This is a genomic window from Pseudomonas sp. TE3895, assembly GCF_056278855.1.
Genome location: NZ_JBWBQE010000001.1, coordinates 5,050,612 through 5,074,212, shown reverse-complemented (window position 1 = coordinate 5,074,212; position 23,601 = coordinate 5,050,612). Strand labels below are relative to the sequence as shown.

Here is a 23,601-nt window from a genome sequence, read left to right as displayed (position 1 = left end):
GCGCTTGTGCCTGGGCTGGCCGGGAAAGTTGGCCTGCAAGCAATGTGCTGGCTGCATGGGGTATCCTTGCACCACGCAATCAACTTCGAAGCAGTGAATGAACAATGGGTTTTGAACAACTAGCTGAGCTACGAGACCGCCTGCGGGCGGAAAAAGGGCAGGTAAAGGCCGAGAGCGCGAAACCGCCCAAGCGCAAGTCGCCCCCGCAGGCGAAGCCGCGTGAGATGGACCCGGCGGTGGCAGCGATCTGGCCACTGCAGAAGCATTTTCCCTTGGCTTTCCCGGTCAACCCGGCCCCCAAGGTGCCGCTCAAGGAGGGCATTTTCAAGGATGCCGAGCAACACCTGGAGCTGCTTGGGTTAACCCGCGAACAGCTCAAGCTGGGCATTTCCACGTGGTGCCGGGGCACTCGATACTGGGCGAGCATGGTGGAGAATGCTCCGCGCCTTGACTTGAACGGTCAGGCCGCGGGTACTGTGACCGCCGCTCAGGCGCTGCATGCCAAGCAGCAGGCTGCGCGGCAACGCAGCCAGGATCGACGCAATCGAGCGAAGTCAAAGGCCCAGGTCCAGGCCCAGGCTCCGGCCCCCGCCGCCGACACCGCAACGGTGAAGTCTACCGACTGAACTCAGTCGCGTTCTGTCCCGTAGCCATGCTGGATGGCAGCCCATTGCCGGGGCTGCCGTCTGGCAGGCCCGGCAATGGACCAGGTTCGGTTTCGAGGGCCTGGTGCATGCAACGATGGTTTCAAGACCCACCTGATCGGCAAGCCGCGGCAGATGATGCCGGGGCGTAACCACGTTCGTCGGTTTCAGAATGCGCCTGGTCGCTCGCATGCAACCCCTCGGCGCCACAAGTGCCATGCTAGCAGGATGCCCAAGGGTCAGTGCGCGCAGACGTGCGGCCGTGGGCGAGGAGGCCGCCAGTACCACGCAACTGTGACGTGGGCGGTGCGCCGCAGCAGAACACGCCGGAAACCTGCCCCTTAAAAAAAATCAGGCAGGGTCCGTGATGCCGAGGTCCGCTGTATGCCTGATGAATTGCTCCACCTGCCTGTAATCCAGCGCATTCTGGCCCGCGACAAGGACACCCCCGGTGCCCTGTTGCCGATCCTGCATGCCGTCCAGCACGAGCTGGGTTACATCCCCGACGCTTCTGTTCCCGAGATCGCCCATGCCCTCAACCTCAGCCTGGCTGAAGTGCGTGGGGTTATCAGTTTTTATCACGACTTCCGCACCGCGCCGCCCGCTCGCCACACCCTGCGCCTGTGCCGTGCCGAATCGTGCCAGAGCCGTGGCGCCGAAGCCCTGGCCGCGCAATTGCGTGAACAGTTGGCACTGGACGATCACGGCACCAGCGCCGACGGCGCCATCAGCCTGCGCCCTGTTTATTGCCTGGGTGCCTGTGCCTGCTCGCCAGCGCTGGAGCTGGACGGCCAGGTGCACGCGCGCCTCACCCCTGAGCGCCTGCGGGACTTGGTCAACGGTTGCCGGGAGGACTCAGCATGCTGAAGCTGTATATTTCCTGTGATTCGGTAGCCCGTGCCGTGGGTGCCGATCAGGTTGCCGATGCCCTGCTGCATGAGGCCGAGCGCCGCCAGTTGCCACTGGACATCCAGCGCACCAGCTCGCGCGGGCTTTACTGGCTGGAGCCGCTGATCGAGTGCGACAGTGCGCAAGGGCGCCTGGGTTTCGGCCCGATTACGCCACACGATGTGCCGTCACTGCTTGATGCCTTGGCGGGCGAACCCGGTGGCCACTCGCTGGCACTGGGGCCGGTCGAAGAAATACCCTATCTCAAGACCCAGCAACGCTTGCTGTTCGCACGCGCGGGCATCACCCGCCCATTGTCACTGGACGACTATCGTGCCCATGGCGGTTTCGCAGGCCTCGAGGCCGCTGTGGCGCTGGACGGTGCCGAAGTGGTTGCCGCAGTGCTCGATTCCGGCCTGCGTGGCCGTGGTGGTGCGGCGTTCCCGGCCGGCATCAAGTGGCGCACTGTGCGTGATGCTGGCGCCGGGCAGAAGTACGTGGTGTGCAACGCCGACGAGGGTGACTCGGGCACGTTCGCTGATCGCATGCTGATGGAGGGCGACCCCTTCCTGCTGATCGAGGGCATGATCATTGCCGGCCTCGCCGTGGGTGCCGACAAGGGTTATATCTATGTGCGCTCGGAGTATCCCGATGCCATCCGGGTACTCGACCAGGCCTTCGCCATCGCGCGTGACGCTGGCTACCTGGGTGCTGACGTAGCCGGCAGCGGCCAGGCGTTCGACCTGGAGGTGCGGGTGGGCGCCGGCGCCTATATTTGCGGCGAAGAAACCGCGCTGCTCGAATCCATCGAAGGCAAGCGTGGCATTGTCCGCGCCAAGCCACCGCTGCCTGCGCTGCAAGGGCTGTTCGGCCTGCCGACGCTGGTGCACAACGTGCTTACCCTGGCTTCGGTGCCCATCATTCTGGCCAAGGGTGCAGCGTTCTATCGCGATTTCGGCATGGGCCGCTCGCTGGGCACCATGCCGTTCCAGCTGGCCGGCAACATTCGCCAGGGTGGCCTGGTCGAGCGCGCGTTCGGCCTGACCCTGCGCGAGCTGGTGGAAGGCTATGGCGGTGGCACGGCCAGTGGCCGGCCGCTGAAGGCCGCGCAGGTCGGTGGCCCGCTTGGTGCCTGGGTACCCCCCAGCCATTTCGACACCCCACTGGACTATGAAGCGTTTGCTGCCGTGGGCGCGATGCTCGGCCACGGCGGTGTGGTGGTGGCCGACGATACGTTGAACATGGCCAGCATGGCGCGTTTCGCCCTGCAGTTCTGTGCCGAGGAGTCCTGCGGCAAGTGCACCCCGTGCCGTATCGGTTCCACCCGGGGCATGGAAGTGGTCGACCGGCTGATCGCCAGCAGCGACATCACCGAGCGCCATGACCAGGCACTGTTGCTGCGCGACCTGTGCGACACCCTGCAGTACGGTTCGCTGTGCGCCATGGGCGGTATGACTGCCTATCCGGTGGCCAGCGCGCTCAAGTACTTCCCCGCCGATTTTGGGCTGACCACCACGGAGGCCGCACAGTGATCAATTTCTTCGACCCCGCTTCTGATAAAAGCAGCGACCTCGGCACCCCGGCCCGCGAAAGCGACGTGCAGATCAGCCTGAGCATCGACGGCCGCGCCATCAGCGTGCCTGCTGGCACCTCGGTCATGCGCGCCGCCGCCATGCTGGGCACCAGCATCCCCAAACTGTGCGCCACCGACAGCCTCGAAGCCTTCGGCTCCTGCCGCATGTGCATGGTGGAAATCGAAGGCATGCGCGGCTACCCGGCATCCTGCACCACGCCAGTCAGCGAAGGCATGGTGGTGCGCACCGAAACCCCGCGCCTGGCCGGCCTGCGTCGCAACGTGATGGAGCTGTACATTTCCGACCACCCGCTGGACTGCCTGACCTGTTCGGCCAACGGCAACTGCGAGCTGCAGACCGTCGCCGGCCAGGTGGGCCTGCGTGAGGTGCGCTACGGCTATGACGGCGCCAACCACCTGGACGAGAAAAAAGACGTTTCCAACCCGTATTTCGACTACGAGCCGAGCAAGTGCATCGTCTGCAGCCGCTGTGTGCGCGCCTGCGAGGACATCCAGGGTACGTTCGCCCTGACCATTACCGGACGTGGTTTCGAATCGCGGGTGGCGGCAGCGGGTGGCGAAAACTTCCTGGCTTCCGAATGCGTGTCGTGCGGCGCCTGCGTGCAGGCCTGCCCGACCGCGACCCTGACGGAAAAGAGCCTGGTGCAGCTTGGCCAGCCTGAGCGTTCGGTCATTACCACCTGCGCCTACTGCGGCGTTGGCTGCTCGTTCCGCGCCGAAATCAAGGGTGACCAGCTGGTGCGCATGGTCCCGGACAAGAACGGTGGCGCCAACCACGGCCACGCCTGCGTCAAGGGCCGCTTTGCCTGGGGCTACGCCACCCACCCGGACCGCATCACCAAACCGATGATCCGCAAGCGCCTGGAAGACCCGTGGCAGGAAGTCAGCTGGGACGAGGCCGTGACCTATGCCGCCAGCGAGTTCCGCCGCATCCAGCTCAAATACGGGCGCGACTCCATCGGCGGCATCACCTCCAGCCGCTGTACCAACGAAGAAGCCTACCTGGTGCAAAAACTGGTGCGCACGGCGTTTGGTAACAACAACGTCGACACCTGCGCACGGGTGTGCCATTCGCCCACCGGTTATGGCCTGAAGCAGACCCTGGGTGAGTCAGCCGGCACGCAAAGCTTCGACTCGGTGATGCAGGCCGACGTTGTGCTGGTGATTGGCGCCAACCCCACCGACGCCCACCCGGTGTTCGGCTCGCAACTCAAGCGCCGCCTGCGCCAGGGGGCGCGGCTGATCGTGATCGACCCACGGCGCATCGACCTGGTCGACTCGCCGCACGCCCGCGCCGACCTGCACCTGCAACTGCGCCCGGGCACCAACGTGGCCATGCTCAACGCCCTGGCCCACGTGATCGTTACCGAGGGCCTGCTGGCCCAAAGCTTCATCGATGCCCGCTGCGAAACCGAAGACTTCGCCCGTTGGCGCGACTTCGTCAGCCTGCCAGACAACGCCCCCGAGGTGCTTGGCCCGGTTTGTGGCGTGCCTGCTGAGCAGATCCGCGCTGCGGCCCGGCTGTATGCCACCGGCGGCAACGCGGCCATCTACTACGGCCTGGGGGTGACCGAGCACAGCCAAGGCAGTACCGCCGTGATGGGCATCGCCAACCTGGCCATGGCCACTGGCAACATCGGGCGTGAAGGGGTAGGGGTGAACCCGCTGCGCGGGCAGAACAACGTGCAGGGCTCGTGCGACATGGGCTCGTTCCCCCACGAGCTGCCCGGCTACCGGCATGTCTCCAACGAGGGCGTGCGCGCCGAGTTCGAACAGGCGTGGGGCGTGACCTTGCAGCCCGACCCGGGTCTGCGCATTCCTAACATGTTCGAGGCGGCGCTGGATGGCAGCTTCAAGGCGCTGTACTGCCAGGGTGAGGACATCGCCCAGAGCGACCCCAACACCCAGCACGTCACCGCGGCCTTGCTGGCCATGGAGTGCGTGGTGGTGCAGGACATCTTCCTCAACGAAACTGCCAAGTTCGCCCATGTGTTCCTGCCGGGCAGTTCGTTCCTGGAAAAGGACGGCACCTTTACCAACGCCGAGCGGCGAATTTCGCGGGTGCGCAAGGTCATGGAGCCGCTGGCCGGCAAGGCCGACTGGGAAGCTACCGTGGCCCTGGCCAACGCCCTGGGCTACCCGATGAACTACCGCCATCCTTCCGAGATCATGGACGAGATCGCCCGCCTGACGCCGACCTTCCGTCGTGTCAGCTACGCTGAACTCGACCGCCATGGCAGCCTGCAGTGGCCGTGCAACGACGCTGCGCCAGACGGCACGCCGACCATGCACATCGACCAGTTCGTGCGTGGCAAGGGCCGCTTCATGCTCACCGGCTACGTGCCCACCGACGAAAAGGTCAACAACCGCTACCCGTTGCTGCTGACTACCGGTCGTATCCTCAGCCAGTACAACGTCGGCGCCCAGACCCGGCGCACTGCCAACGTTGCCTGGCACGATGCCGACCGCCTGGAGATCCACCCGACCGACGCGGAAAGCCGTGGCATCCACGACGGTGACTGGGTCGGCATCGGCAGCCGCGCCGGGCAGACTGTGCTGCGTGCCAAGGTCAGTGCGCGGGTGGCGCCGGGCGTGGTGTACACCACCTTCCACTTCCCGGAGTCGGGTGCCAACGTGATCACCACCGACAACTCCGACTGGGCCACCAACTGCCCCGAGTACAAGGTGACGGCAGTGGAAGTGGTGAAAGTGTTCCAGCCATCGCAGTGGCAAAAGCGCTACCAGGACTTCAGTGATGAACAGCAGCGCCTGCTGAAAGAGCGCCGTGCTGCGGAGAAAGCCGAGGTTCGCCGATGAGCAGTGAAAACCTGGTCAAGATGGCCAACCAGATTGCCCATTACTTCGACAGCGAGCCTGATCCGGCGCTGGCGGTGCAAGGGGTGCGGCAGCATTTGCAGAGCTTCTGGACGCCGGCCATGCGCCGGCAACTGGCGGAATGGAGCGAGGCCCATGCGGGGGAGGGGCTTGACCCGAAGGTGCGGGAGGCGTTGGTCTAGATTCCCGGGCGGCAACGGAACCTTGGGGCGGGTTTGCCTGCGAATGTGGCGTTGAAATCAATGACGCATTCGCGGGTGAACCCGCTCCTACAAGGGGCCTGCATATTGCCTACTCAGCCGCGGGCCAGCTCCGCCAGGTGGGCGATGGCTTCTTCGCTCTTGAGCACCAGCACATCGCCCTCCAGCGCATCCAGCACCACTTCCGAGGTATTGCCAATCAACGCCCCGGAAATCCCCGTGCGGCACACCGTGCCTATCACGGTCACCACTGCATTGAGCTTCTTTTCGGTATGTGGAATCAACACATCCGCTGGCCCTTCGGCCACGTGCAGGCACTCATCGCTGATGCCGTATTCGGCCTGGAACGCCTTGCATGCTTCACGGTAGCGTTTTTCGATCGTATCGCTCAGCTGGTAGGCCGGGTCCGACGCTGACAGCATCGGCGACGGGTGGGCGCTGATGACATGCAGTTCTCCCTTGGCCAGTTTGGCAATCTCGAAGCCGTGGTCGATGATGCTGGCATGCAGGCGGCGGTGGTCTTCGTCCTGGTTACCCACGTCCACCGCCGCCAAAATCTTGCCCCCGGTCCACGGCCGTTCGCTCTTGACCATCAGCACGGTACCCGGGCATTGGCGCAGCAGCTTCCAGTCGCTGGGGGTGAGCAGGGCCTTTTTCAGCGGGTTGTCCGGGCGGTGTTCCTTGATCACCAGTTCGCAGCCTTCGGCCTGCTGTACATGGATGATGGTGTCGTGCAGGCTGTCGCGCCAGCCCTCTTCATGGGTGACATTGGCGTAGCCGTCATCATGCAACTGGCTGCTCAGCAGGCTGAGCAGCGCACTGTGATCATGCCGCTTGTCACACATCAGCAAGTGCAGGCGTGCGCCCGTGACGCCTGCAATCAGCTTGGCGCGCGTAAGCGCCCGGCTGTGAGCGTGCGCGGGGTCGAGGACGACGAGAATGCTGCGGACGGCTTGCATGGGCGTTAACTCCCTTCGATGATGGCGACCAATGCCTGACTATAGTCGGCGCTTCCCCCTCCAGCGCTTGATGTACATCAAGCATAGTCACTGGCATCGCCAGCCGCCGCCGGTATAATCGCCGGCCCTGCCTGTTCTGTGTGGTTGCACGCTTATGTCCCTGATCCCCGAAATCGACGCCTTTCTTGGCTGCCCGACGCCAGACGCCTGGATCGAAGCGGCGCTCGCCGACCAGGAAACCCTGCTGATCGACCACAAGAACTGCGAGTTCAAGGCCGCCAGCACGGCCTTGAGCCTGATCGCCAAGTACAACACTCACCTTGATCTGATCAACATGATGTCGCGCCTGGCCCGCGAGGAGCTGGTGCATCACGAACAGGTGTTACGCCTCATGAAGCGTCGCGGGGTGCCGTTGCGCCCGGTATCGGCGGGGCGTTACGCGTCGGGGTTGCGCCGACTGGTGCGCGCCCACGAGCCGGTCAAGCTGGTGGATACACTGGTGGTGGGGGCGTTCATCGAGGCGCGCAGTTGCGAACGTTTTGCCGCGCTGGTGCCACATCTGGATGAAGAGCTGGGCCGCTTCTACCACGGGTTGCTGAAAAGCGAAGCGCGCCACTACCAGGGCTACCTGAAACTGGCGCACAACTACGGTGATGAGGCGGACATCGCCCGCCGTGTCGAGCTGGTACGCGCTGCGGAAATGGAGCTGATCCAGTCGCCAGACCAGGAACTGCGCTTCCACAGCGGCATCCCGCAGGCTTTGGCCGCCTGATGTGCACCAGGCGGCGCAGGCCTTAACTGCGCCGACCCAGTAGCAGGCCTACCGCCAACCCGAGGCCGGCGGAAATGGCCACGGTCTGCCAGGGGTGGCCGCCGATGTAGTCCTGAGTGGCGTCCACCACCGGTTGCGCCTTGCTGCGCACGTTGCTCGCCGCCTGGCGTGCCTGGCGCAGCTTCAGGCTCACCTGGGCGCGCAACGTCTCTGCTTCTTCGCCGACCAGTGCGGCACTGTCGTTCAGCAGTTTTTCCGATTCTTCTATCAGCGATTGCAGTTCGCTGAATACCTGGTCCTTGATCTGATCGCTGTCCGCCAGCGTGGCGTTTTTCCGGGCCATGAACTCGTCCTCGTCAATGGGGGTGATGTGAACAATGGATGCCGCCACGTCGGGAAAGTTGCGGCGGCTTTCCGGTGATGCTGTGCCTGGGTGTAAGATAGCGGCCATTTTCAAACCTGCAGGTACCTTCATGAGTTTCAATCTGGCCAACATGAGCTTCGAGGAACGGGCGCAGATCGAGGCAGAGAAGGCCCGGTTGTTCGAGATGTGGCAGAACAACCTGGGCAAAGCCAAGGGCGAAGCCGCCCGGCTGATTGCCGAAAAGCCACGGCGCAAGGGCAAATGGGCCGAGTGGGTGCGCGCCGAACTGGACGGCATGACGCCGCCTGAGTACGCCAGCATGGTGCGCAGCGAAGTCAACAAGCTGATGGCCGCAGCCAGCGCCAACCGCTGAGCACACCCGCCCGGCGCTTATCAGTAGGTGCCCTTGGGCAGGTCCAGCTTGCCTTCATCGGTAAAACGCACGGTCCCCAGCGGCCCGCCGGCCAGTTTGCCGCGCAGCTTGTAGGGTAGACCCTGCAGCGAATCTACCTTGCCCAGCCCATAGGCCTGGCGCAGGAAGGAAAACGCCGTGATGCTTACCGGCACCACGATCACCGCTTCGTCGTAGCGGCCAATGTGCCCCTGCTGGTCACTGACACCAGCGGCCAGCGGCTGGCCGTTCACTTCCAGGTTCAAGGCAATGCCGTTGTAATCGATCGGTACCTCATTGGGGTTTTGCACCCGCATTTTCACCGCCATGCGCAGTTCCAGCTCCTGCCCGGGCAGTGGTTCGATGCCGATCACGCTGATGTTCACCGGGTCGCGTGGCTGGAGCAGCGCACAGGCCGCCAGGCCAAAGGCCATCAGCAGGACCAGAAACAGGCGGGTGTAGCGGTACAGACGGGCAGTCATGGGCTGTGACCTTGCCGGAGTGGAGCTGGCAGTGTGGCAAATGCGCGTCGACGTTGAAAGTATCGGTTCATATGAAAGATACTGTTTCTCATTAACGCCCGATAACCTCTCTTACTGGCTGTTCCCCAATCATGCTGACTTCACCCATGTCGGGCCTGCTGGCAAGCTTCCAGGAGCACTACGACGACCTGCTGCAGTTTCTGACGCGGCGCATGAGCGACCGTCAGCGCGCGGCCGATGTGGCGCAGGAAACCTACCTGAAGCTGGTGAACATCGACGAGCAGGCGGTGCCGGTGGTGCACGCGCGCAGTTTCATCTTCCGTGTGGCCGGCAACCTGGCGATTGACGCCTTGCGCCGTGAGCAACGCATCGCCGCCAGCCACGACGACAGCGACGGAGCCTGTGAGGTGGCCTGCCCGGCGCCGGCACCCGAGGCGGCGTTGCTGGCCCGCGAGCGTTTGCAGATTCTTGACCAGGCGCTGCTGCAGTTGCCCGACAATGCCCGCCAGGCGCTGTTGCTCAACCGTGTCGAGGGCCTGACCCAGAAGCAGGTCGCTCAACGCCTGGGGGTTTCCGAGAGCATGGTGGCAAAGTATATCGGCCAGGCCTTGCGCCATTGCCGCGGCCGGCTGAAGCAGGCGGGTGTGGCGGCTTCGGTGGTGTTGCTGGTCGCCGCCGTGGCGGGTTGGCAGCAAGCCCCGATACTGCTGGCCGATTACCACACCGCCGTGGGCGAACGGCAGGTCATTACTCTGGCAGATGGCACACGGGTGACGCTGAACAGCGCCAGTGCCTTGAGCGTGGCGTTCAGCGAGCATGAGCGGCGTGTGGTACTCGATGCGGGTGAGGCGCTGTTCGAGACCGCCGATGATTCACGTCCGTTTGTGGTCGAAACGGCCGGTGCGCGGGTGCAGGGCAATGCTGCCACCTTCAGCGTGCAGCGCGATGGCCACGTCGTGTTGGCACGCGGTGAAGCCAAGGTGGGTGAACATGAACTGGCGGTGGCGGCCGATGCCGGCACGCAGATGGCCTGGCAGCGTGGCAAGCTGATCTTCAACGGCAAGCCGCTGGGGCAGGTGCTGACGGAGCTTGAGCGATACCGGCATGGGCGCATTGTGTTGTCCGACAGCAAGCTGGCTGCGATGGAGGTGAGCGGGGTGTTTGACCTAGATGAACCTGAGGCCCTGTTGCGGACGTTGGAGCAGCGGTATGGCCTGAAGGTGACCTACCTGCCATGGTTGGCCGTGGTGCATTGATCAGCCTGTGCCGGCCTCTTAGCGGGCAAGCCCGTTCCTGCACAGGTCGCACAACCTTCAGGCGGGCGCAGTCGTTGTAGGCTCTGTACGAAAAGTCTTGAGACGCAGGTCAGGCAAGGCGAAAACAGCCGAGGAAGCGGAGTGTACTGGAGTACATGAGCATTCCGAGGCGGTTTTCAACGCAGCATGAACAAGTATCAAGGCTTTTCGTACAGAGCCTAGGAGTGGGCTTGCCCGCGAAGAGGCCGGACAGGAACAAAAATATTTCCATTTGCCACTGCAAGTTCCTGCAAGCCAGATCGTCGTAGTGAGACTGATCAGCAACCCATTCTCATTTACGACTTGTCAGGAAGCTCATTCGTGCCTCTGATGCTCAAGCCCTTGCACCGCCGTCGCGGTCCTTTTCACCATGCCTTGATGTCTTGCAGTGCCATGGCCCTGTTGCTCGGCCCCCTGCACGCAGGGGCCGCGACGACTGCCGAACAGACCCAGATGCAGGCCCGCCAGGTCCAGCTCGACCTGCCAGCCCAGCCGCTGGACCAGGCGCTGACCACCTTCGCCGACCAAGCCGGCCTGCACCTGCTGTACACCACAGGCGATGTCGCCGGCCAGGTCAGCCCGGCGTTGCAGGGCAACTACAGTGTCGAGCAGGCCCTGCAGCAGTTGTTGGCCGGCAGCGGCATGAGCTGGCAGTTCAGCGAGGCTCGCACCGTCACCCTGCGCAAGGCCGAGGCCGCGCCGCAGGCGGTCAACCTCAAGCCGATCGAAGTCAGCGTAGCCTCGCGCACCAGCACTGCCATCAGCGAAATCCCTGGGACCGTCTGGGTGGTCGACCAGCAGCAATTGCGCGAGCAGATCGACAGCGGCGTCAGCCTGAAGGAAGCCATTGGCAAGCTGGTACCGGGCCTTGACCTGGCGCCGGAAGGGCGCACCAATTACGGCCAGAACATGCGTGGGCGCAACGTGCTGGTGATGATCGACGGGGTCAGCCAGAACAGCTCCCGCGGCCTGTCGCGCCAGTTCGACAGCATTTCGCCGTTCAACGTCGAGCGCGTCGAAGTGCTGTCTGGCGCCAGCGCCATCTACGGCGGTGGCGCCACTGGCGGCATCATCAACATCGTGACCAAAAAGGGCGAGCCTGGCCCGGCGCGCTTCGAGACCCAGTTGGGGGCCAGCAGCGGTTTCAACAACAGCGACGACCTGGCCACTCGCTTCGCCCAGTCGGTCAGCGGCGGCAACGAACGGGTCAATGCCCGGTTGGGCGTTTCCGGTGAGCAGAACGAAGCCTTCTACGATGGTGCTGGCGACCAGATCTTCATCGACAACACCCAGACCGACCTGCAGTACAACCGCACCATCGACGTACTCGGTACCTTGGGCCTGCAGCTGAACGACCAGCAGAGCCTCGACCTGTTGGCCCAGTACTACGACTCGGGCAACCACGGCAGCACGGGTATCTACTTCCCCAACCTGAACTACAACGCGCCATCCGACCTGGAAGACGCCGAACTGCGCAGCGGTTATTCATCGGACCTGGAGCCGCGTACGCGGCGCTTGCTGCTCAACGCCAATTACCACCACACCGACGTGCTCGGCCAGGACTTCTACCTGCAGGCTTCGTACCGGAAGGAAGACGACAACTTCTACCCGTTCCCGTACTACAACCGTGCCACGCCCACCGGCTCGCGCGGGGTGTACTTTGCCGCCTCGCAGCAAAACTTCGAAGTCACCAGCCTCAAGGGCCTGTTTGCCAAACAGTGGGATACGCTGAAGCTGACCTACGGCGTCGACCTGGACCGCGAGCGCTTCAATGCCGAGCAAACCACCTTCAACGCCCAGACCTCGTCCGAGTCGGGTGGCCTGGAGCTGGAAAAAGACAGCAAGGCCGCACGCTACCCCAGCTACCGGGTGGATGGTGTGTCGGTGTATGCCCAGCTGGACTGGCATGCCACCGACAACCTGACGTTGTCCGGTGGCGCCCGGCGCCAGCAGATGGACGTGGATGTCAGCGACTTCAAGGGCGTGCCCGGCGGCAGTAACGACTATCAGGTCAACCTGTTCAACGTCGGTGCCATCTACGACTTCAAGAACGGCCACCAGGTGTGGAGCAACTATGGCGAAGGCTTCGACCTGCCTGACCCGGCCAAGTACTACGGCAAGCCGGGCCTGAGCGTGGCCGATAACCCGTTGGCCGGTATCAAGAGCCGCCAGGTGGAAGTGGGCTGGCGCTATGCCGACCTGGATTGGGATGCACAGGCAGCGCTGTACTACATCTGGTCGGACAAGATCATCAACGTCGATTCGCAAACGCTGACCATCGACGTGGAAGAGCAGAAAAGCCGCGACTTTGGCTTTGAAGGTGCACTGACCCGGCACTTCCAGACCGGCTGGGAAACTGGCGGCACATTGCACATGACACGCTCCGAGGAAGAGGCCGAGGATGGCGGCTGGATCAAGCGCGATGCCCGTTATGCCTCGTTGTCCAAGGCCACCGCATTTGTCGGCTGGAAGGGCGATGGCCGCAGTGCACGGTTGCAGGCCAACCATGCCTTCAGCCTGAAGGACGATGCCGATCACGAGATTGACGGCTACACCACCTTCGACCTGCTGGGCAGCCAGGACACCGGTTTCGGCACCGTCAGTGCCGGTATCCAGAACGTGCTGGACAAGCAGTACAGCACGGTATGGGGACAGCGTGCGACGTTGTTCTATTCGCCGACCTACGGGCCGGCGTATCTGTATGACTACCAGGGGCGCGGGCGGACCTACACCCTGAGCTGGAGCATGGCTTACTGATTGTGGTTGCCTGAACCGGCCCTTTCGCGGGTGAACCCGCTCCTACACGACGGTGCCTGTGCCCAGCCACCGATGCGTGTCCACCCTCGATCCGGCGTAGGAGCGGGTTTACCCGCGAAGGGGCCGGTTCAGGCAAACGCCGCCAGCAAATCCTGCGCAAATACATGGGCTGCCTCGCCAACCCCCTGTGCCCGGTGCCGGGCCAGGGTGAACGGCACCGCAAAATCAAGCTCAGGGTCCAGCGCCCATAACAGCCCCTCGGCCTCCCAGGCCTGTGCACAGTGGCATGGCAAGTAGCCAATATGCCGCCCAGACAGAATGAACGTCAGCACGCTTTCGATCTGCTCCGCCACTGCCGTGCTGCGTCTGCTCTGGAATGGCTCGCCCCCTTTGAGAAAACGGTACGGATGGCGCACCTGGTCCATGTCCAGCAACCGCTCAAGCCCAACATCCGTCTCGCCATACAGCACATGCCCCTTGCCGCAATACAGCCGCTGGCGCTCCGCGAACAAGGGCTGGTAATCAAAGGCCGCCTGGTTGCCGGAAAAGTAGCTGATGGCATAGTCCAGTCGCTGCTCCAGCAACAGCCGTTCCAGCTCCGCCGGCGGTGCACTGACAAGCTCCAGTTGCACCGATTCTTCTCGCCTGCGAAATGCCGCAATGGCCGCCGCCAGTTTCAGGCTCACCGCCTTGTCCTGATTTTCCGCCATGCCTATGCGTACAGTTCCCAGCAGCCGCCCGGCAACGCCGTTGGCCTGCTGGCGAAACTGCTCGATGTTCAGCAGCAGCCCACGCGCCGCCTCCAATAGCAATTCACCTTTTTCCGTCAGGCGAAAACCACCCTTGCCGCGGCTGCACAGGCGGTAACCCAAGCGTGCCTCCAGTTGCGCCATGCGCTGGCTGATGGTGGGCTGGCTCAGGCCCAGCACGCCTTGAGCGGCGCTGAAGCCACCTGCCTCGACTACAGTGACGAACAGCCGCAGCAGGTGCAGGTCGGGGTCGTGCACTTGTCCGAGCATTACATTGCTCCTGATGAATGTCAGCTTTGCAAACTTGCCATTTGTGCAATGTAACCCGGCTGGCATGCTCGCGGCATCCACCCATTTACCGAGGTGTCCGCCATGCGTCGATCGTTGTGCCTTTTGTCTCTGGTTCTGGCCCTGGCCCTGCCGCTGCAGGCCGAAGAAAAGGTCGTCAATCTTTACAGCTGGGCCGATTACGTCGCCCCGCAAACCCTGCAGCGCTTCGAACAGGAAACGGGCTACAAGGTGCGTTACGACACCTTTGACACCCCCGAGGTGCTGGAAACCAAGCTGTTGACCGGTGGTAGCGGCTACGACGTGGTGGTGCCGTCATCCACCGTGCTGGCCCGAGCGCTCAAGGCCAATGCCCTGCAACCGCTGAACGCTCAGGCCATGCCTGGCTATGGCAACCTCGACAAGGACCTGCTGGGCAAACTGGCCGAGGTTGACCCCGGCAACCGCCATGCTGTGCCGTACACCTGGGGCACGCTGGGCCTGGGGGTAAATGTGGAGGCAGTACGCCAGCGCCTTGGCGATGTACCGCTGGACAGCCTCGACCTGTTGTTCAAGCCCGAGTACGCCACCCGCCTGAAGGGTTGCGGCATCGCTTTGCCTGACTCGCCCCAGGAGGTGATCGGCGTAGCCCTGAACTACCTGGGCAAGGACCCTTACAGCCAGAACAAGGATGACCTGGCTGCCGCGCAGAACCTGCTCAGCCAGTTGCAGCCGTCGGTCAGCTACGTTGCCAACGGCCGGCAGATCAACGACCTGGCCAATGGCAGCGTGTGCCTGGCGCTGACCTACAACGGTGATGCCGCGATGGCCGCCGACCAGGCCCGTCGTGCCGGCAAGCCGTTCGAGGTGATCTACCGCATCCCCCGCGAAGGCACGCTGGTATGGCAGGACAACCTGGTCATCCCCAAGGACGCCCCGCACCCCGAGGCCGCACGGGCGTTCATCGCCTTCATGCTCAAGCCAGAGTCGGTGGCAGCGCTGACCAACACGCTGTTCTTCGCCAATGCCAACCAGGCTGCCACGCCGCTGGTGGACGAAGCGGTGCGCAACGACCCGGATATCTATCCGTCGGCCGAGGTGCGTCAGCGCCTGTATGCCGACCGCAGCATGGCCTTGGCCGACCTGCGCCAACGCAACCGTCTGTGGACCGCCTTCCGCAGCCGGCAGTAGCCCATGACAATCAAGGAGCCCGACCGTGGACCAAGCCGCAAGCAATGACCAGGCCATGACCCGCGATAGCCTGTATGGTACCGCCGCAGAAAGCACCTACGCCGGTGTTGTCAGTTTTTCCCGCCGCCGCTACAGCCGCGACTTGCGCGGTGTGGATGTGGTGGTCAGCGGTGTGCCGTTCGACACGGCCACCAGTAACCGCCCCGGCGCGCGCTTCGGCCCGCGGGCGATCCGTGCTGCCTCGGTCCAGCAGGCCTGGGCCCGCCACTGGCCGTGGGCGTTCGACCCGTTCGACCACCTGGCGGTCATCGACTATGGCGACTGCCCCTTCGACAGCGGCACGCCGCAGTCGGTACCGGACAGCATCGAGGCCCATGCCGAGCACATTCTGCAGGCGGGTTGCGCCATGCTGACCCTTGGTGGCGACCACTTCATCAGCTACCCGCTGCTCAAGGCTCACGCCCGCCGCCATGGCCCGCTGGCGCTGATCCATTTCGATGCGCACAGTGACACCTGGCCGGACGAGGCGGGTAAGCGCATCGACCACGGCACCATGTTCTGGCATGCCGCCCGCGAAGGCCTGGTTGACCCGGCCCACTCGGTGCAGATTGGCCTGCGCACGACCAATGACGACAGCCAGGGCTTTGCCATTCTCGACGCCAGGCAGGTGCACCGCCAGGGCACAGAGGCGGTGATTGCAGCGATTCGCCAGCGGGTGGGCGAGCGGCCGGTGTACCTGACCTTCGACATCGACTGCCTCGACCCGGCCTACGCGCCCGGTACCGGAACGCCGGTGTGTGGCGGGCTGAGCACGGTGCAGGCGCTGGAGATTCTGGGTGGGCTGCGTGGCATCAACCTGGTAGGCATGGACTTGGTGGAAGTGGCGCCAGCCTATGACCATGCCGATATCACTGCATTGGCCGGGGCAACCCTGGCCATGGAGATGCTGTGCCTGTATGCGGCGCGGCACAAGGTGGATAACGGCCAGTAGAAGGTTGCGGCCATTGGAGGGCGAAGCAGCCCTCCGCGGCCCATACTGAAACATCAGGAATCAACTCCACCCGCATTCACACTTTTGCCGCGAACCCCTCGCGCCTTAGGCTATCAAACCCACCAGGCGCGGCATTTTCGTACAGGAGGTGAAGCATGACCCCGACATTGCCCATCCTGGCCCTCAGCCTGGCGCTGTGCCTGCCCGCGCACGCAGCTGCGCAGCAGCCCGTGCAACATGCTGCCGGCAACAGCAACCCTTACAACAGCCCGATCCAGCGGGCCAACCCCAACAGTCGTCAAGGCAGCATGCCAGCTACGCCTCCGGTACGTGGCCCGTCCACCGACCCGTACCAGCGCCCACCCACCCTGGACAACCGCGGCATCGGCAATGGCGACAACCTGCGCCGTCAGCAGCAAACCCCGAACCTGGAACCCACCCGGCCACCGCGCGACAACCCTCGTGCGCCTTAAGCCCACTTGAAAGGAATCCGGCATGCTTCGAGCACCCTGGCTAGTCACCCTGACCGCCGCCGCGCTGCTGCCACTGTGGGCGCATGCGGCGGCCGAACAGCGGTTCCCCAGCGAAGAAGGCACCTTGATCGTCGACACGCTTGCCGATGGCCTGCGCAACCCCTGGGCCCTGGCCTTCCTGCCCGGTGGCAAGGACATGCTGGTGACCGAGCGCGCCGGCAACCTGCGGCTGGTCAATGCCGAAGGCAAGGTCGGCCCGCCGATCAGCGGTGTACCCAAGGTCTGGGCCGAAGGCCAGGGCGGCTTGTTGGATGTGGCACTGTCACCGGAGTTCGGCAAGGACCGCACCGTTTACCTGTCCTACGCCGAGGAGGGCAGTGACGGCAAGGCCGGTACTGCGGTCGGCCGCGGGCAGCTGTCCGAGGACCGCGCCCGGCTGGAGCATTTCACCGTGATCTTCCGCCAGCTGCCCAAGCTGTCGGTGGGTAACCACTTCGGCTCGCGGCTGGTGTTCGACCGCAATGGCTACCTGTTCATCGCCCTGGGCGAGAACAACCAACGTCCCACTGCCCAGGACCTGGACAAGTTGCAAGGCAAGGTCGTGCGTATTCTGCCGGACGGCGAAGTGCCCAAAGACAACCCCTTCGTCGGCAAGGACAACGTGCGCCCGGAGATCTGGTCGTACGGCCACCGTAATCAGCAAGGCGCCGCGCTCAACCCCTGGACCGGCCAGCTGTGGACCCACGAACACGGCCCGCGCGGCGGGGATGAAATCAACATCCCAAAGCCTGGCAAGAACTATGGTTGGCCGATTGCGACCCACGGCATCAACTACTCGCTGCTGCCCATCCCCGAGGCCAAGGGCGAGCATGTGGACGGCATGGTCGACCCGCACCATGTATGGGAAAAGTCACCGGGTATCAGCGGTATGGCGTTCTACGACAGCCCAACGTTCAAGGCCTGGGACCACAATCTGTTCATAGGGGCGCTGGCCACGCAGGAATTGATCCGCTTGCAACTGGAGGGTGACAAGGTGGTGCACGAAGAGCGGTTGCTCGGTGACCTGAAGGCACGTATCCGTGATGTGCGGATGGGGCCAGATGGTTACCTGTATGTACTGACCGATGACAAGGACGGCGCGCTACTCAAGGTCGGCCTGGCCGACTGACGCGCGCCTGCACCGAGGGTGACAGTCGGGTAGAATGCGGCCATGGCCATCGACCCCCAAACCCTCTACCAGCAAGCCCTGAGCACTCGGGGCTACGTCGCTGACCCCGCCCAGGCCCGCGTCGTCGAGGCCTTGCAAGCCTGCTTCCAGTCCCTCGAGCAGGGTCGCCCCACCCAGGGCCTCTACCTCTGGGGCCCGGTCGGGCGCGGCAAGACCTGGCTGATGGACCAGTTCCACCAGTGTCTGCGCATACCTGGGCGGCGCCAGCACTTTCACCACTTCATGGCCTGGGTGCATCAACGCCTGTTTCAGCTCAACGGCACCGCCGACCCGCTATTAGCCCTGGCGGCGGAGCTGGCGCGGCAAATCCGTGTGCTGTGCTTTGATGAACTGTTCGTCAACGACATCGGTGATGCGATCATCCTCGGCCGCCTGTTCCAGGTATTGTTCGACCAGGGCGTGGTGATTGTTGCCACTTCCAACCAGCCACCCGAGCAGCTCTACCGCGATGGTTTCAACCGCGAGCGGTTCCTGCCGGCCATCGCCGCCATTGGTCGTCACATGCAGGTCCTGCCGGTAGCGGGCGAGCAGGATCACCGCCTGCACCCCGGTGAAGCGCGGCAGCGCTATTGGGTAGCCGAGGCAGGGCAGGCCAGCCAGTTGGCCGAGGTGTTTCGCCAGCTCAGCCCCGAAGACGCCGGCACGGATCAGCCCTTGGTTATTGGCTCAAGGCACATTCACGTCGTGCGGCGCAGTGAGCAGGCTATCTGGTGTCGTTTCACCGATCTGTGCGATCAACCCTTGGCGGCCATGGAGTTCATGGCCTTGTGCGACCGTTTTCCCTCGATTCTGGTCTCCGGCATTCCGGCGCTGGGCGGGGAACAGCGGGCGGGGCGTATTGCCCGAGGCACCGAAGATGGCGCGGCGAGGGTCGTGGCGGGTGACCGTGAACTGCCGGCGCTGTCGCCCAAGGACGATGCGGTTCGCCGCTTCATTGCCTTGGTCGACGAATGCTATGACCGTCGGGTGGCGTTGTACCTGGAGGCACAGGTGCCGCTCGATGCCCTCTACACTCAAGGGTATCTGGCGTTCCCGTACCAGCGCACCCTCAGCCGGCTACGGGAGATGCAACTGCAACGCTTCGCCTGAAAAGGAGCCGACCATGCAGCCGCTATCGCATCATCTGCTGACCCAGGCCTATAACAATGGCTGGGCCAACCACCGCCTGTACAAGGCCTGCCTGCAACTGACCCAGGACGAGTTCGTCGCCCCGCGTTGCAGCTTCTTCCCGTCGATCAAGGCCACCCTCAACCACTTGCTGACGGTGGATTGGTTTTACCTGCATATGCTCGAGTGCGAGCAGCGCGGCGAGCAGCCCGATGCCGACGGCGAACGCTTTTTCGACCCGGAGCAGCCGTTTGCCACCTGCACCGATCTGCATGCCGAGCAGGCCCAGGCTGACCACCGTTTGATCGCCTACTGCCGGGGGCTGAGTGATGGCGACCTTGGCCGCTATGTGAGCGTCGTGCGGCCCGATCGGGTGCAGCGCGAGCAGCGGCTGCGGTTGCTGGCGCATCTGTTCGAACATCAGGTGCATCACCGTGGGCAGGTGCACGCGATGCTCAGTGATACAGCGGTCAGGCCACCACAGCTGGATGAGTTTTTCTGCGAGGAAGAGGCCGAGTTGCGGGCGGGCGACTTTGCCGAGCTGGGCTGGACAGAAGAGCAGGTCTGGAAAGTGTAATGGCACCCTGTGGCAGCAGCGGTCTTGTGCAAAGTACAAAAGCGTACGCTGCCACAGGGGCCAATCATTGGCTCACTTGCCCAGCCATTCGACCAGGGTGCGATTGAACCGCACCGGTTCCTCGATTTGCGGCGCGTGCCCCATGCCTTCGAACGTGATCAGCTCACCTTTGGGTATCAGCTTGGCCACCTGCGGCCCCAGCTCTGCATAGTTGCCCAGCTTGGCCTTTACCTCCGGCGGCGCGATATCGCTGCCGATGGCCGTGGTGTCCTGGTCGCCGATCAGCAGCAGGGTCGGCATCTGCAGGTGCTTGAATTCGTGGTACACCGGCTGGGTGAAGATCATGTCGTAGATCAGCGCCGAGTTCCACGCCACCGCTTCATGCCCCGGCCCTTTGTTCAAGCCCACCAGCATCTGCACCCAGCGTTCGTACTCAGGCTTCCAGCGCCCGGCGTAATAGGTCTTGCGCTCATATGCACGTACGCCTTCGGCATCCAGCTTGAGTTCGCGGGCATACCACTGGTCCACGGTGCGGTAGGGCACCCCCAGCGCTTTCCAGTCTTCCAGGCCGATCGGGTTGACCATTGCCAGGCGTTCCACCTGCTGGGGGTACATCAGCGCATAGCGGGTGGCCAGCATGCCGCCGGTGGAGTGGCCGAGCACAATGGTTTGTTTCACACCCAGCTGTTCGAGCAGGGCATGGGTATTGTCGGCCAGTTGCTGAAAGCTGTACTGGTAATGCGCCGGTTTGCTTGACGTACAGAAGCCGACCTGGTCGGGCGCGATGACCCGGTAGCCGGCCTTGCTCAAGGCGTCGATGGTGGTTTCCCAGGTGGCGGCGCAGAAGTTCTTGCCGTGCATCAGCACCACGTTGTGGCCGTTGGCCTGGCCCTGGGCGGGCACGTCCATGTAGCCCATCTGCAGGGCCTGGCCCTGGGACTTGAAGTCGAAATGCTTGAGGGGGTGCGGGTAGCTGAAGCCTTCAAGCTGGGGGCCGTAGGTAGGCGACTCGGCAGCGATGGCCGAACTGCTGGCAAGGCAGGCCAGGGCGAGGGCGGTTGCGCGCAGCATGGGGGCACTCCGTGTAGGGCCAGGTTGAATGGGGCGACTGTAACAGGCAGTGGACCACGCGAAACCTGAAAGGTGTTACCAGGCGTGAAACCAGCCCAGGGTGATCATGGCAAGCACTGCATAGCGGCCAGCCTTGGCCAGGGTCACCAGCAACAGGAAGCGCCAGAACGGCTCACGCATGATCCCGGCGATCAGCGTAAGCGGGTCACCGATCACCGGCATCCAGCTGAGCAGCAGCGACCATTGCCCCCAGCGTTGGTAGCGCTGCTGCGCACGCGCCAGCTGGGCAGCGCTGAAAGGGAACCAGCGTTTGTCGCGCAGGTGCTCGATGGCCCGGCCCAGCAGCCAGTTGACCACCGAGCCGAGCACGTTGCCCAGGGTGGCTACCAGCAGCAGGATCGCCCATGCCTCGGGCTGGCGCAGCAACAGACCGACCAGCACGGCCTCTGATTGCAGCGGCAGCAGGGTGGCGGCACCAAAGGCGCTGAGAAACAGCGCCCCCAGGCTGAGCATCAGTAGTTGGCGACCACGGTGTCCTGGCCATCCTGGGTCACCCCGATGACCTGGTAGGCATCCTTGTGGTCACCCATCTCCATGCCGGGCGAGCCCATGGGCATGCCCGGCACCGCCAGGCCCTTGAGGTCGTTGCGCTTGGCCAGCAGGCGCACCTGCTCGGCCGGCACGTGGCCTTCGACGAACTTGCCGTCGATCACCCCGGTGTGGCACGACGCTAGGCGTGGCGCCACGCCGAGGCGTTGCTTGACGGCGCTCATGTTTGGCTCGACGTGGTCGTTGACGGTAAAGCCGTTGTCACGCAGGTGGCTGATCCAGGCCTTGCAGCAGCCGCAGTTGGGGTCGCGGTAGACGTCGATGGTCTCGGCGGCCTGGGCCAGGCCAGTGACGGCCAGCAGGCTCAGGGTCAGCAGGTGTTTGCGCAGCATGGTGAAGCACTCCTTAAAAAACGCAGGCGGATACCGGCGACAAGGCGGGTCCGGCCCAGATCTTCGCCGTCTTCCAGGGCCTGGTTGGCTCGTGAGCCGCGCAGGCGGTTGAAACTGAGCCCGACGTAGGGGGCGAAGCCGTGCGTGATCTCGTCGCGCAGGCGCAGGCCCACCACGCTGTCGGCCAACCCCGCGCCTTGCTCGCGCCCGGCGTCGTTGCGCCCGTAGAGGTTGGCCTCCAGGGTCGGCTCCAGTATCCAGCGGTTGGTCAGCAGCATAGCGTAAGCGGCTTCCAGGCGCAGCGCGGTTTGTTGCCGCCCGCCTGCGTGCTGGCGGCGCCCAGGCCTTTGACAAACGTACGGCGCGAGGGGTTGCGCAACATGGCGTGGCCTCATGCAGAAGCGCCACGATGTTCGCTGCCGCCGGCTGTCAGGTAGCTGAGGTGCACATTACAGTGTTGTCAGCTTGCTGCTTCGTCGATGCGCAGGTCGCGCATCAGCAGGCCGTAGTCGAGGGCAACCTGTTCCGGGATCGGCAGATACACCACGTGGCCATCGCCCGGTGCTACCTCGATGGCGTGCTGCTGGCGGTTGCACAGGCGGTGCAGGTCGAAGTGGTAGTTACCACGCGGGGTCATCAGCTCCAGATGGTCGCCCACGGCGAAGCGGTTCTTCACCTTGACCTCGGCCAGGCCGTCGACGCGCACGCCGGTCAGCTCGCCAACGAATTGTTGGCGCTCGGACACCGAGTTGCCGCGCTGGTAGTTCTGGTACTCGTCGTGCACGTGGCGGCGCAGGAAACCTTCGGTGTAACCGCGTTGCGCCAGGGATTCGAGGTTGCCCATCAGGGCGCGGTCGAATGGTCGCCCGGCCACCGCGTCGTCGATCGCCTGGCGATACGACTGTACCGCGCGGGCACAGTAGAAGTGCGATTTGGTGCGGCCTTCGATCTTCAGCGAATGCACGCCCATCAAGGCCAGGCGCTCGACGTGCTGAATGGCGCGCAGGTCCTTGGCGTTCATGATGTAGGTGCCGTGCTCATCCTCGAACGCCGGCATTTCAGTGCCGGGGCGGTTGCTTTCCTGCAGCAGGAACACTTGGTCGGTGGGCGCACCCAGGCCCAGGGTGGGCTGCACTTGGCGCACGATGTCACCGGTGGCGTTCTCGGTGGCCGGCGTGGCGTCGTACTTCCAGCGGCAGGCATTGGTGCAGCTACCCTGGTTGGCGTCACGCTTGTTGAGGTAGCCCGACAGCAGGCAACGGCCGGAATAGGCCATGCACAGGGCGCCGTGCACGAACACTTCCAGTTCCATGCCCGGCACCTGCTGGCGGATTTCCTCGATTTCGTCCAGCGACAGCTCCCGTGACAGGATCACCCGGGTCAGGCCAAGTTGCTGCCAGAACTGCACGCTGGCCCAGTTGACAGTGTTGGCCTGCACCGACAGGTGCACCGGCATCTGTGGGAAGTGCTGGCGCACCAGCATGATCAGCCCGGGGTCGGACATGATCAGCGCGTCCGGCGCCATCTCGATCACGGGTGCCAGGTCCTTGAGGAAGGTTTTGAGCTTGGCATTGTGCGGGGCGATGTTGACCACCACGTAGAAGCGCTTGCCCAAGGCGTGCGCCTCCTCGATCCCCAGCGCCAGGTTGGCGTGATCGAACGCGTTGTTGCGCACCCGCAAGCTGTAACGCGGCTGGCCGGCGTAGACCGCATCGGCGCCGTAGGCAAACGCGTAGCGCATGGTCTTGAGGGTGCCGGCGGGGGCCAGCAGTTCGGGCTTGGCAGTAGGGTTCATGTGCGCACCGGGGCAAAAAGGCCGGGATGC

At 64.0% G+C, this 23,601-nt stretch carries 23 protein-coding genes and 1 pseudogene; 15 read left to right on the top strand and 9 right to left on the bottom strand.

Annotation, left to right across the window (positions count from 1 at the left end; translation table 11 throughout):
* Positions 1–104 precede the first annotated feature (104 nt).
* The 5 genes from ACZ889_RS23015 (at position 105) to ACZ889_RS22995 (ending at position 6,143) form a co-directional block, all read left to right on the top strand.
* The gene (locus ACZ889_RS23015; RefSeq protein WP_014753898.1) at positions 105–626 is read left to right on the top strand and encodes a ProQ/FinO family protein; all 522 of its coding nucleotides are present in this window, start codon (positions 105–107) and stop codon (positions 624–626) included.
* Positions 627–1,028: 402 nt separating this feature from the next.
* Entirely contained in the window at positions 1,029–1,511 is a 483-nt protein-coding gene (locus tag ACZ889_RS23010) for a formate dehydrogenase subunit gamma (protein ID WP_003248859.1), read from the top strand.
* Entirely contained in the window at positions 1,505–3,064 is a 1,560-nt protein-coding gene (locus ACZ889_RS23005; RefSeq protein ID WP_180689538.1) for a formate dehydrogenase beta subunit, read from the top strand. Before ACZ889_RS23010 ends, ACZ889_RS23005 begins: the two co-directional genes overlap by 7 nt.
* Positions 3,061–5,943 carry a formate dehydrogenase subunit alpha gene (fdhF, locus tag ACZ889_RS23000; protein ID WP_476257842.1) on the top strand — a complete coding sequence of 961 codons (2,883 nt, stop codon included), beginning with the start codon at positions 3,061–3,063 and terminating at the stop codon, positions 5,941–5,943. Before ACZ889_RS23005 ends, fdhF begins: the two co-directional genes overlap by 4 nt.
* Entirely contained in the window at positions 5,940–6,143 is a 204-nt protein-coding gene (locus tag ACZ889_RS22995; RefSeq protein WP_012053127.1) for a formate dehydrogenase subunit delta, read from the top strand. The genes fdhF and ACZ889_RS22995 overlap by 4 nt, the downstream gene beginning before the upstream one ends.
* Before the next feature lie 113 nt (positions 6,144–6,256).
* Here ACZ889_RS22995 and ACZ889_RS22990 read toward each other — a convergent pair whose 3' ends face one another.
* Entirely contained in the window at positions 6,257–7,120 is an 864-nt protein-coding gene (locus tag ACZ889_RS22990; RefSeq protein WP_012053126.1) for a universal stress protein, read from the bottom strand.
* A gap of 154 nt (positions 7,121–7,274) precedes the next feature.
* Between ACZ889_RS22990 and ACZ889_RS22985 the strand changes: the two genes are divergently transcribed.
* Positions 7,275–7,892, top strand: coding sequence for a MiaE family protein (locus ACZ889_RS22985; protein ID WP_003248869.1), 618 nt, complete (start codon positions 7,275–7,277; stop codon positions 7,890–7,892).
* 22 nt (positions 7,893–7,914) lie between these two features.
* Here the strand turns inward: ACZ889_RS22985 and ACZ889_RS22980 are convergent, their stop codons facing one another.
* On the bottom strand, positions 7,915–8,235 hold the full coding sequence (locus ACZ889_RS22980; protein ID WP_003248878.1) for an ElaB/YgaM/YqjD family protein: 321 nt from the start codon (positions 8,233–8,235) through the stop codon (positions 7,915–7,917).
* Positions 8,236–8,365: 130 nt separating this feature from the next.
* Between ACZ889_RS22980 and ACZ889_RS22975 the strand changes: the two genes are divergently transcribed.
* The gene (locus ACZ889_RS22975) at positions 8,366–8,629 is read left to right on the top strand and encodes a hypothetical protein (RefSeq protein WP_003248880.1); all 264 of its coding nucleotides are present in this window, start codon (positions 8,366–8,368) and stop codon (positions 8,627–8,629) included.
* Between the two features lie 20 nt (positions 8,630–8,649).
* On the opposite strand, the gene ACZ889_RS22970 is transcribed toward ACZ889_RS22975, so the two are convergent.
* Positions 8,650–9,129 (bottom strand): LEA/WHy family protein, encoded by a 480-nt coding sequence (locus ACZ889_RS22970; RefSeq protein WP_476257841.1) that lies wholly within the window; start codon positions 9,127–9,129, stop codon positions 8,650–8,652.
* Between the two features lie 131 nt (positions 9,130–9,260).
* On the opposite strand from ACZ889_RS22970, the gene ACZ889_RS22965 reads away from it, so the two are divergent.
* The gene (locus ACZ889_RS22965) at positions 9,261–10,385 is read left to right on the top strand and encodes a sigma-70 family RNA polymerase sigma factor (protein WP_476257840.1); all 1,125 of its coding nucleotides are present in this window, start codon (positions 9,261–9,263) and stop codon (positions 10,383–10,385) included.
* Between the two features lie 369 nt (positions 10,386–10,754).
* Complete coding sequence (locus tag ACZ889_RS22960; protein WP_319006940.1) at positions 10,755–13,181, top strand: TonB-dependent receptor; 2,427 nt, start codon at positions 10,755–10,757, stop codon at positions 13,179–13,181.
* 128 nt (positions 13,182–13,309) lie between these two features.
* Here the strand turns inward: ACZ889_RS22960 and ACZ889_RS22955 are convergent, their stop codons facing one another.
* The gene (locus ACZ889_RS22955) at positions 13,310–14,200 is read right to left on the bottom strand and encodes a LysR family transcriptional regulator (protein ID WP_476257839.1); all 891 of its coding nucleotides are present in this window, start codon (positions 14,198–14,200) and stop codon (positions 13,310–13,312) included.
* A gap of 102 nt (positions 14,201–14,302) precedes the next feature.
* Here ACZ889_RS22955 and ACZ889_RS22950 point away from each other — a divergent pair, with 102 nt between their 5' ends.
* From ACZ889_RS22950 to ACZ889_RS22925, 6 genes are all read left to right on the top strand, one after another.
* Complete coding sequence (locus tag ACZ889_RS22950) at positions 14,303–15,388, top strand: extracellular solute-binding protein (protein ID WP_476257838.1); 1,086 nt, start codon at positions 14,303–14,305, stop codon at positions 15,386–15,388.
* A 25-nt stretch (positions 15,389–15,413) separates the two neighbouring features.
* The gene (speB, locus tag ACZ889_RS22945; RefSeq protein ID WP_004576768.1) at positions 15,414–16,379 is read left to right on the top strand and encodes an agmatinase; all 966 of its coding nucleotides are present in this window, start codon (positions 15,414–15,416) and stop codon (positions 16,377–16,379) included.
* A gap of 155 nt (positions 16,380–16,534) precedes the next feature.
* The gene (locus ACZ889_RS22940; protein ID WP_014861516.1) at positions 16,535–16,852 is read left to right on the top strand and encodes a hypothetical protein; all 318 of its coding nucleotides are present in this window, start codon (positions 16,535–16,537) and stop codon (positions 16,850–16,852) included.
* Positions 16,853–16,874: 22 nt separating this feature from the next.
* Positions 16,875–18,020: a PQQ-dependent sugar dehydrogenase gene (locus ACZ889_RS22935; protein WP_047604604.1), complete on the top strand. Its 1,146-nt coding sequence runs from the start codon at positions 16,875–16,877 to the stop codon at positions 18,018–18,020.
* Positions 18,021–18,062: 42 nt separating this feature from the next.
* On the top strand, positions 18,063–19,169 hold the full coding sequence (gene zapE / locus ACZ889_RS22930) for a cell division protein ZapE (protein ID WP_476257837.1): 1,107 nt from the start codon (positions 18,063–18,065) through the stop codon (positions 19,167–19,169).
* A 13-nt stretch (positions 19,170–19,182) separates the two neighbouring features.
* Entirely contained in the window at positions 19,183–19,764 is a 582-nt protein-coding gene (locus ACZ889_RS22925) for a DinB family protein (RefSeq protein ID WP_012053115.1), read from the top strand.
* 72 nt (positions 19,765–19,836) lie between these two features.
* Here ACZ889_RS22925 and ACZ889_RS22920 read toward each other — a convergent pair whose 3' ends face one another.
* The 5 genes and pseudogenes from ACZ889_RS22920 to trhP form a co-directional block, all read right to left on the bottom strand.
* Positions 19,837–20,835: an alpha/beta fold hydrolase gene (locus ACZ889_RS22920; protein WP_012053114.1), complete on the bottom strand. Its 999-nt coding sequence runs from the start codon at positions 20,833–20,835 to the stop codon at positions 19,837–19,839.
* A 75-nt stretch (positions 20,836–20,910) separates the two neighbouring features.
* Positions 20,911–21,348, bottom strand: coding sequence for a YqaA family protein (locus ACZ889_RS22915; protein ID WP_003248912.1), 438 nt, complete (start codon positions 21,346–21,348; stop codon positions 20,911–20,913).
* Entirely contained in the window at positions 21,348–21,776 is a 429-nt protein-coding gene (locus tag ACZ889_RS22910; RefSeq protein ID WP_003248913.1) for a DUF411 domain-containing protein, read from the bottom strand. Before ACZ889_RS22910 ends, ACZ889_RS22915 begins: the two co-directional genes overlap by 1 nt.
* A pseudogene (locus ACZ889_RS22905) lies at positions 21,755–22,105 on the bottom strand (copper resistance protein B); the annotation flags it as partial. The gene ACZ889_RS22910 and the pseudogene ACZ889_RS22905, both read right to left, overlap by 22 nt.
* 131 nt (positions 22,106–22,236) lie before the next feature.
* Positions 22,237–23,571 carry a prephenate-dependent tRNA uridine(34) hydroxylase TrhP gene (gene trhP / locus ACZ889_RS22900; RefSeq protein ID WP_047604607.1) on the bottom strand — a complete coding sequence of 445 codons (1,335 nt, stop codon included), beginning with the start codon at positions 23,569–23,571 and terminating at the stop codon, positions 22,237–22,239.
* Between the last annotated feature and the right edge of the window lie 30 nt (positions 23,572–23,601).

Coding starts and splice junctions, on each gene's coding strand:
- ACZ889_RS23015 (WP_014753898.1), top strand. CDS start 105: ATGGGTTTTGAACAACTAGCTGAGCTACGAGACCGCCTGCGGGCGGAA.
- ACZ889_RS23010 (WP_003248859.1), top strand. CDS start 1,029: ATGCCTGATGAATTGCTCCACCTGCCTGTAATCCAGCGCATTCTGGCC.
- ACZ889_RS23005 (WP_180689538.1), top strand. CDS start 1,505: ATGCTGAAGCTGTATATTTCCTGTGATTCGGTAGCCCGTGCCGTGGGT.
- ACZ889_RS22995 (WP_012053127.1), top strand. CDS start 5,940: ATGAGCAGTGAAAACCTGGTCAAGATGGCCAACCAGATTGCCCATTAC.
- ACZ889_RS22990 (WP_012053126.1), bottom strand. CDS start 7,120: ATGCAAGCCGTCCGCAGCATTCTCGTCGTCCTCGACCCCGCGCACGCT.
- ACZ889_RS22985 (WP_003248869.1), top strand. CDS start 7,275: ATGTCCCTGATCCCCGAAATCGACGCCTTTCTTGGCTGCCCGACGCCA.
- ACZ889_RS22980 (WP_003248878.1), bottom strand. CDS start 8,235: ATGGCCCGGAAAAACGCCACGCTGGCGGACAGCGATCAGATCAAGGAC.
- ACZ889_RS22975 (WP_003248880.1), top strand. CDS start 8,366: ATGAGTTTCAATCTGGCCAACATGAGCTTCGAGGAACGGGCGCAGATC.
- ACZ889_RS22970 (WP_476257841.1), bottom strand. CDS start 9,129: ATGACTGCCCGTCTGTACCGCTACACCCGCCTGTTTCTGGTCCTGCTG.
- ACZ889_RS22965 (WP_476257840.1), top strand. CDS start 9,261: ATGCTGACTTCACCCATGTCGGGCCTGCTGGCAAGCTTCCAGGAGCAC.
- ACZ889_RS22960 (WP_319006940.1), top strand. CDS start 10,755: ATGCTCAAGCCCTTGCACCGCCGTCGCGGTCCTTTTCACCATGCCTTG.
- ACZ889_RS22955 (WP_476257839.1), bottom strand. CDS start 14,200: ATGCTCGGACAAGTGCACGACCCCGACCTGCACCTGCTGCGGCTGTTC.
- ACZ889_RS22950 (WP_476257838.1), top strand. CDS start 14,303: ATGCGTCGATCGTTGTGCCTTTTGTCTCTGGTTCTGGCCCTGGCCCTG.
- ACZ889_RS22940 (WP_014861516.1), top strand. CDS start 16,535: ATGACCCCGACATTGCCCATCCTGGCCCTCAGCCTGGCGCTGTGCCTG.
- ACZ889_RS22935 (WP_047604604.1), top strand. CDS start 16,875: ATGCTTCGAGCACCCTGGCTAGTCACCCTGACCGCCGCCGCGCTGCTG.
- zapE (WP_476257837.1), top strand. CDS start 18,063: ATGGCCATCGACCCCCAAACCCTCTACCAGCAAGCCCTGAGCACTCGG.
- ACZ889_RS22925 (WP_012053115.1), top strand. CDS start 19,183: ATGCAGCCGCTATCGCATCATCTGCTGACCCAGGCCTATAACAATGGC.
- ACZ889_RS22920 (WP_012053114.1), bottom strand. CDS start 20,835: ATGCTGCGCGCAACCGCCCTCGCCCTGGCCTGCCTTGCCAGCAGTTCG.
- ACZ889_RS22915 (WP_003248912.1), bottom strand. CDS start 21,348: ATGCTCAGCCTGGGGGCGCTGTTTCTCAGCGCCTTTGGTGCCGCCACC.
- ACZ889_RS22910 (WP_003248913.1), bottom strand. CDS start 21,776: ATGCTGCGCAAACACCTGCTGACCCTGAGCCTGCTGGCCGTCACTGGC.
- trhP (WP_047604607.1), bottom strand. CDS start 23,571: ATGAACCCTACTGCCAAGCCCGAACTGCTGGCCCCCGCCGGCACCCTC.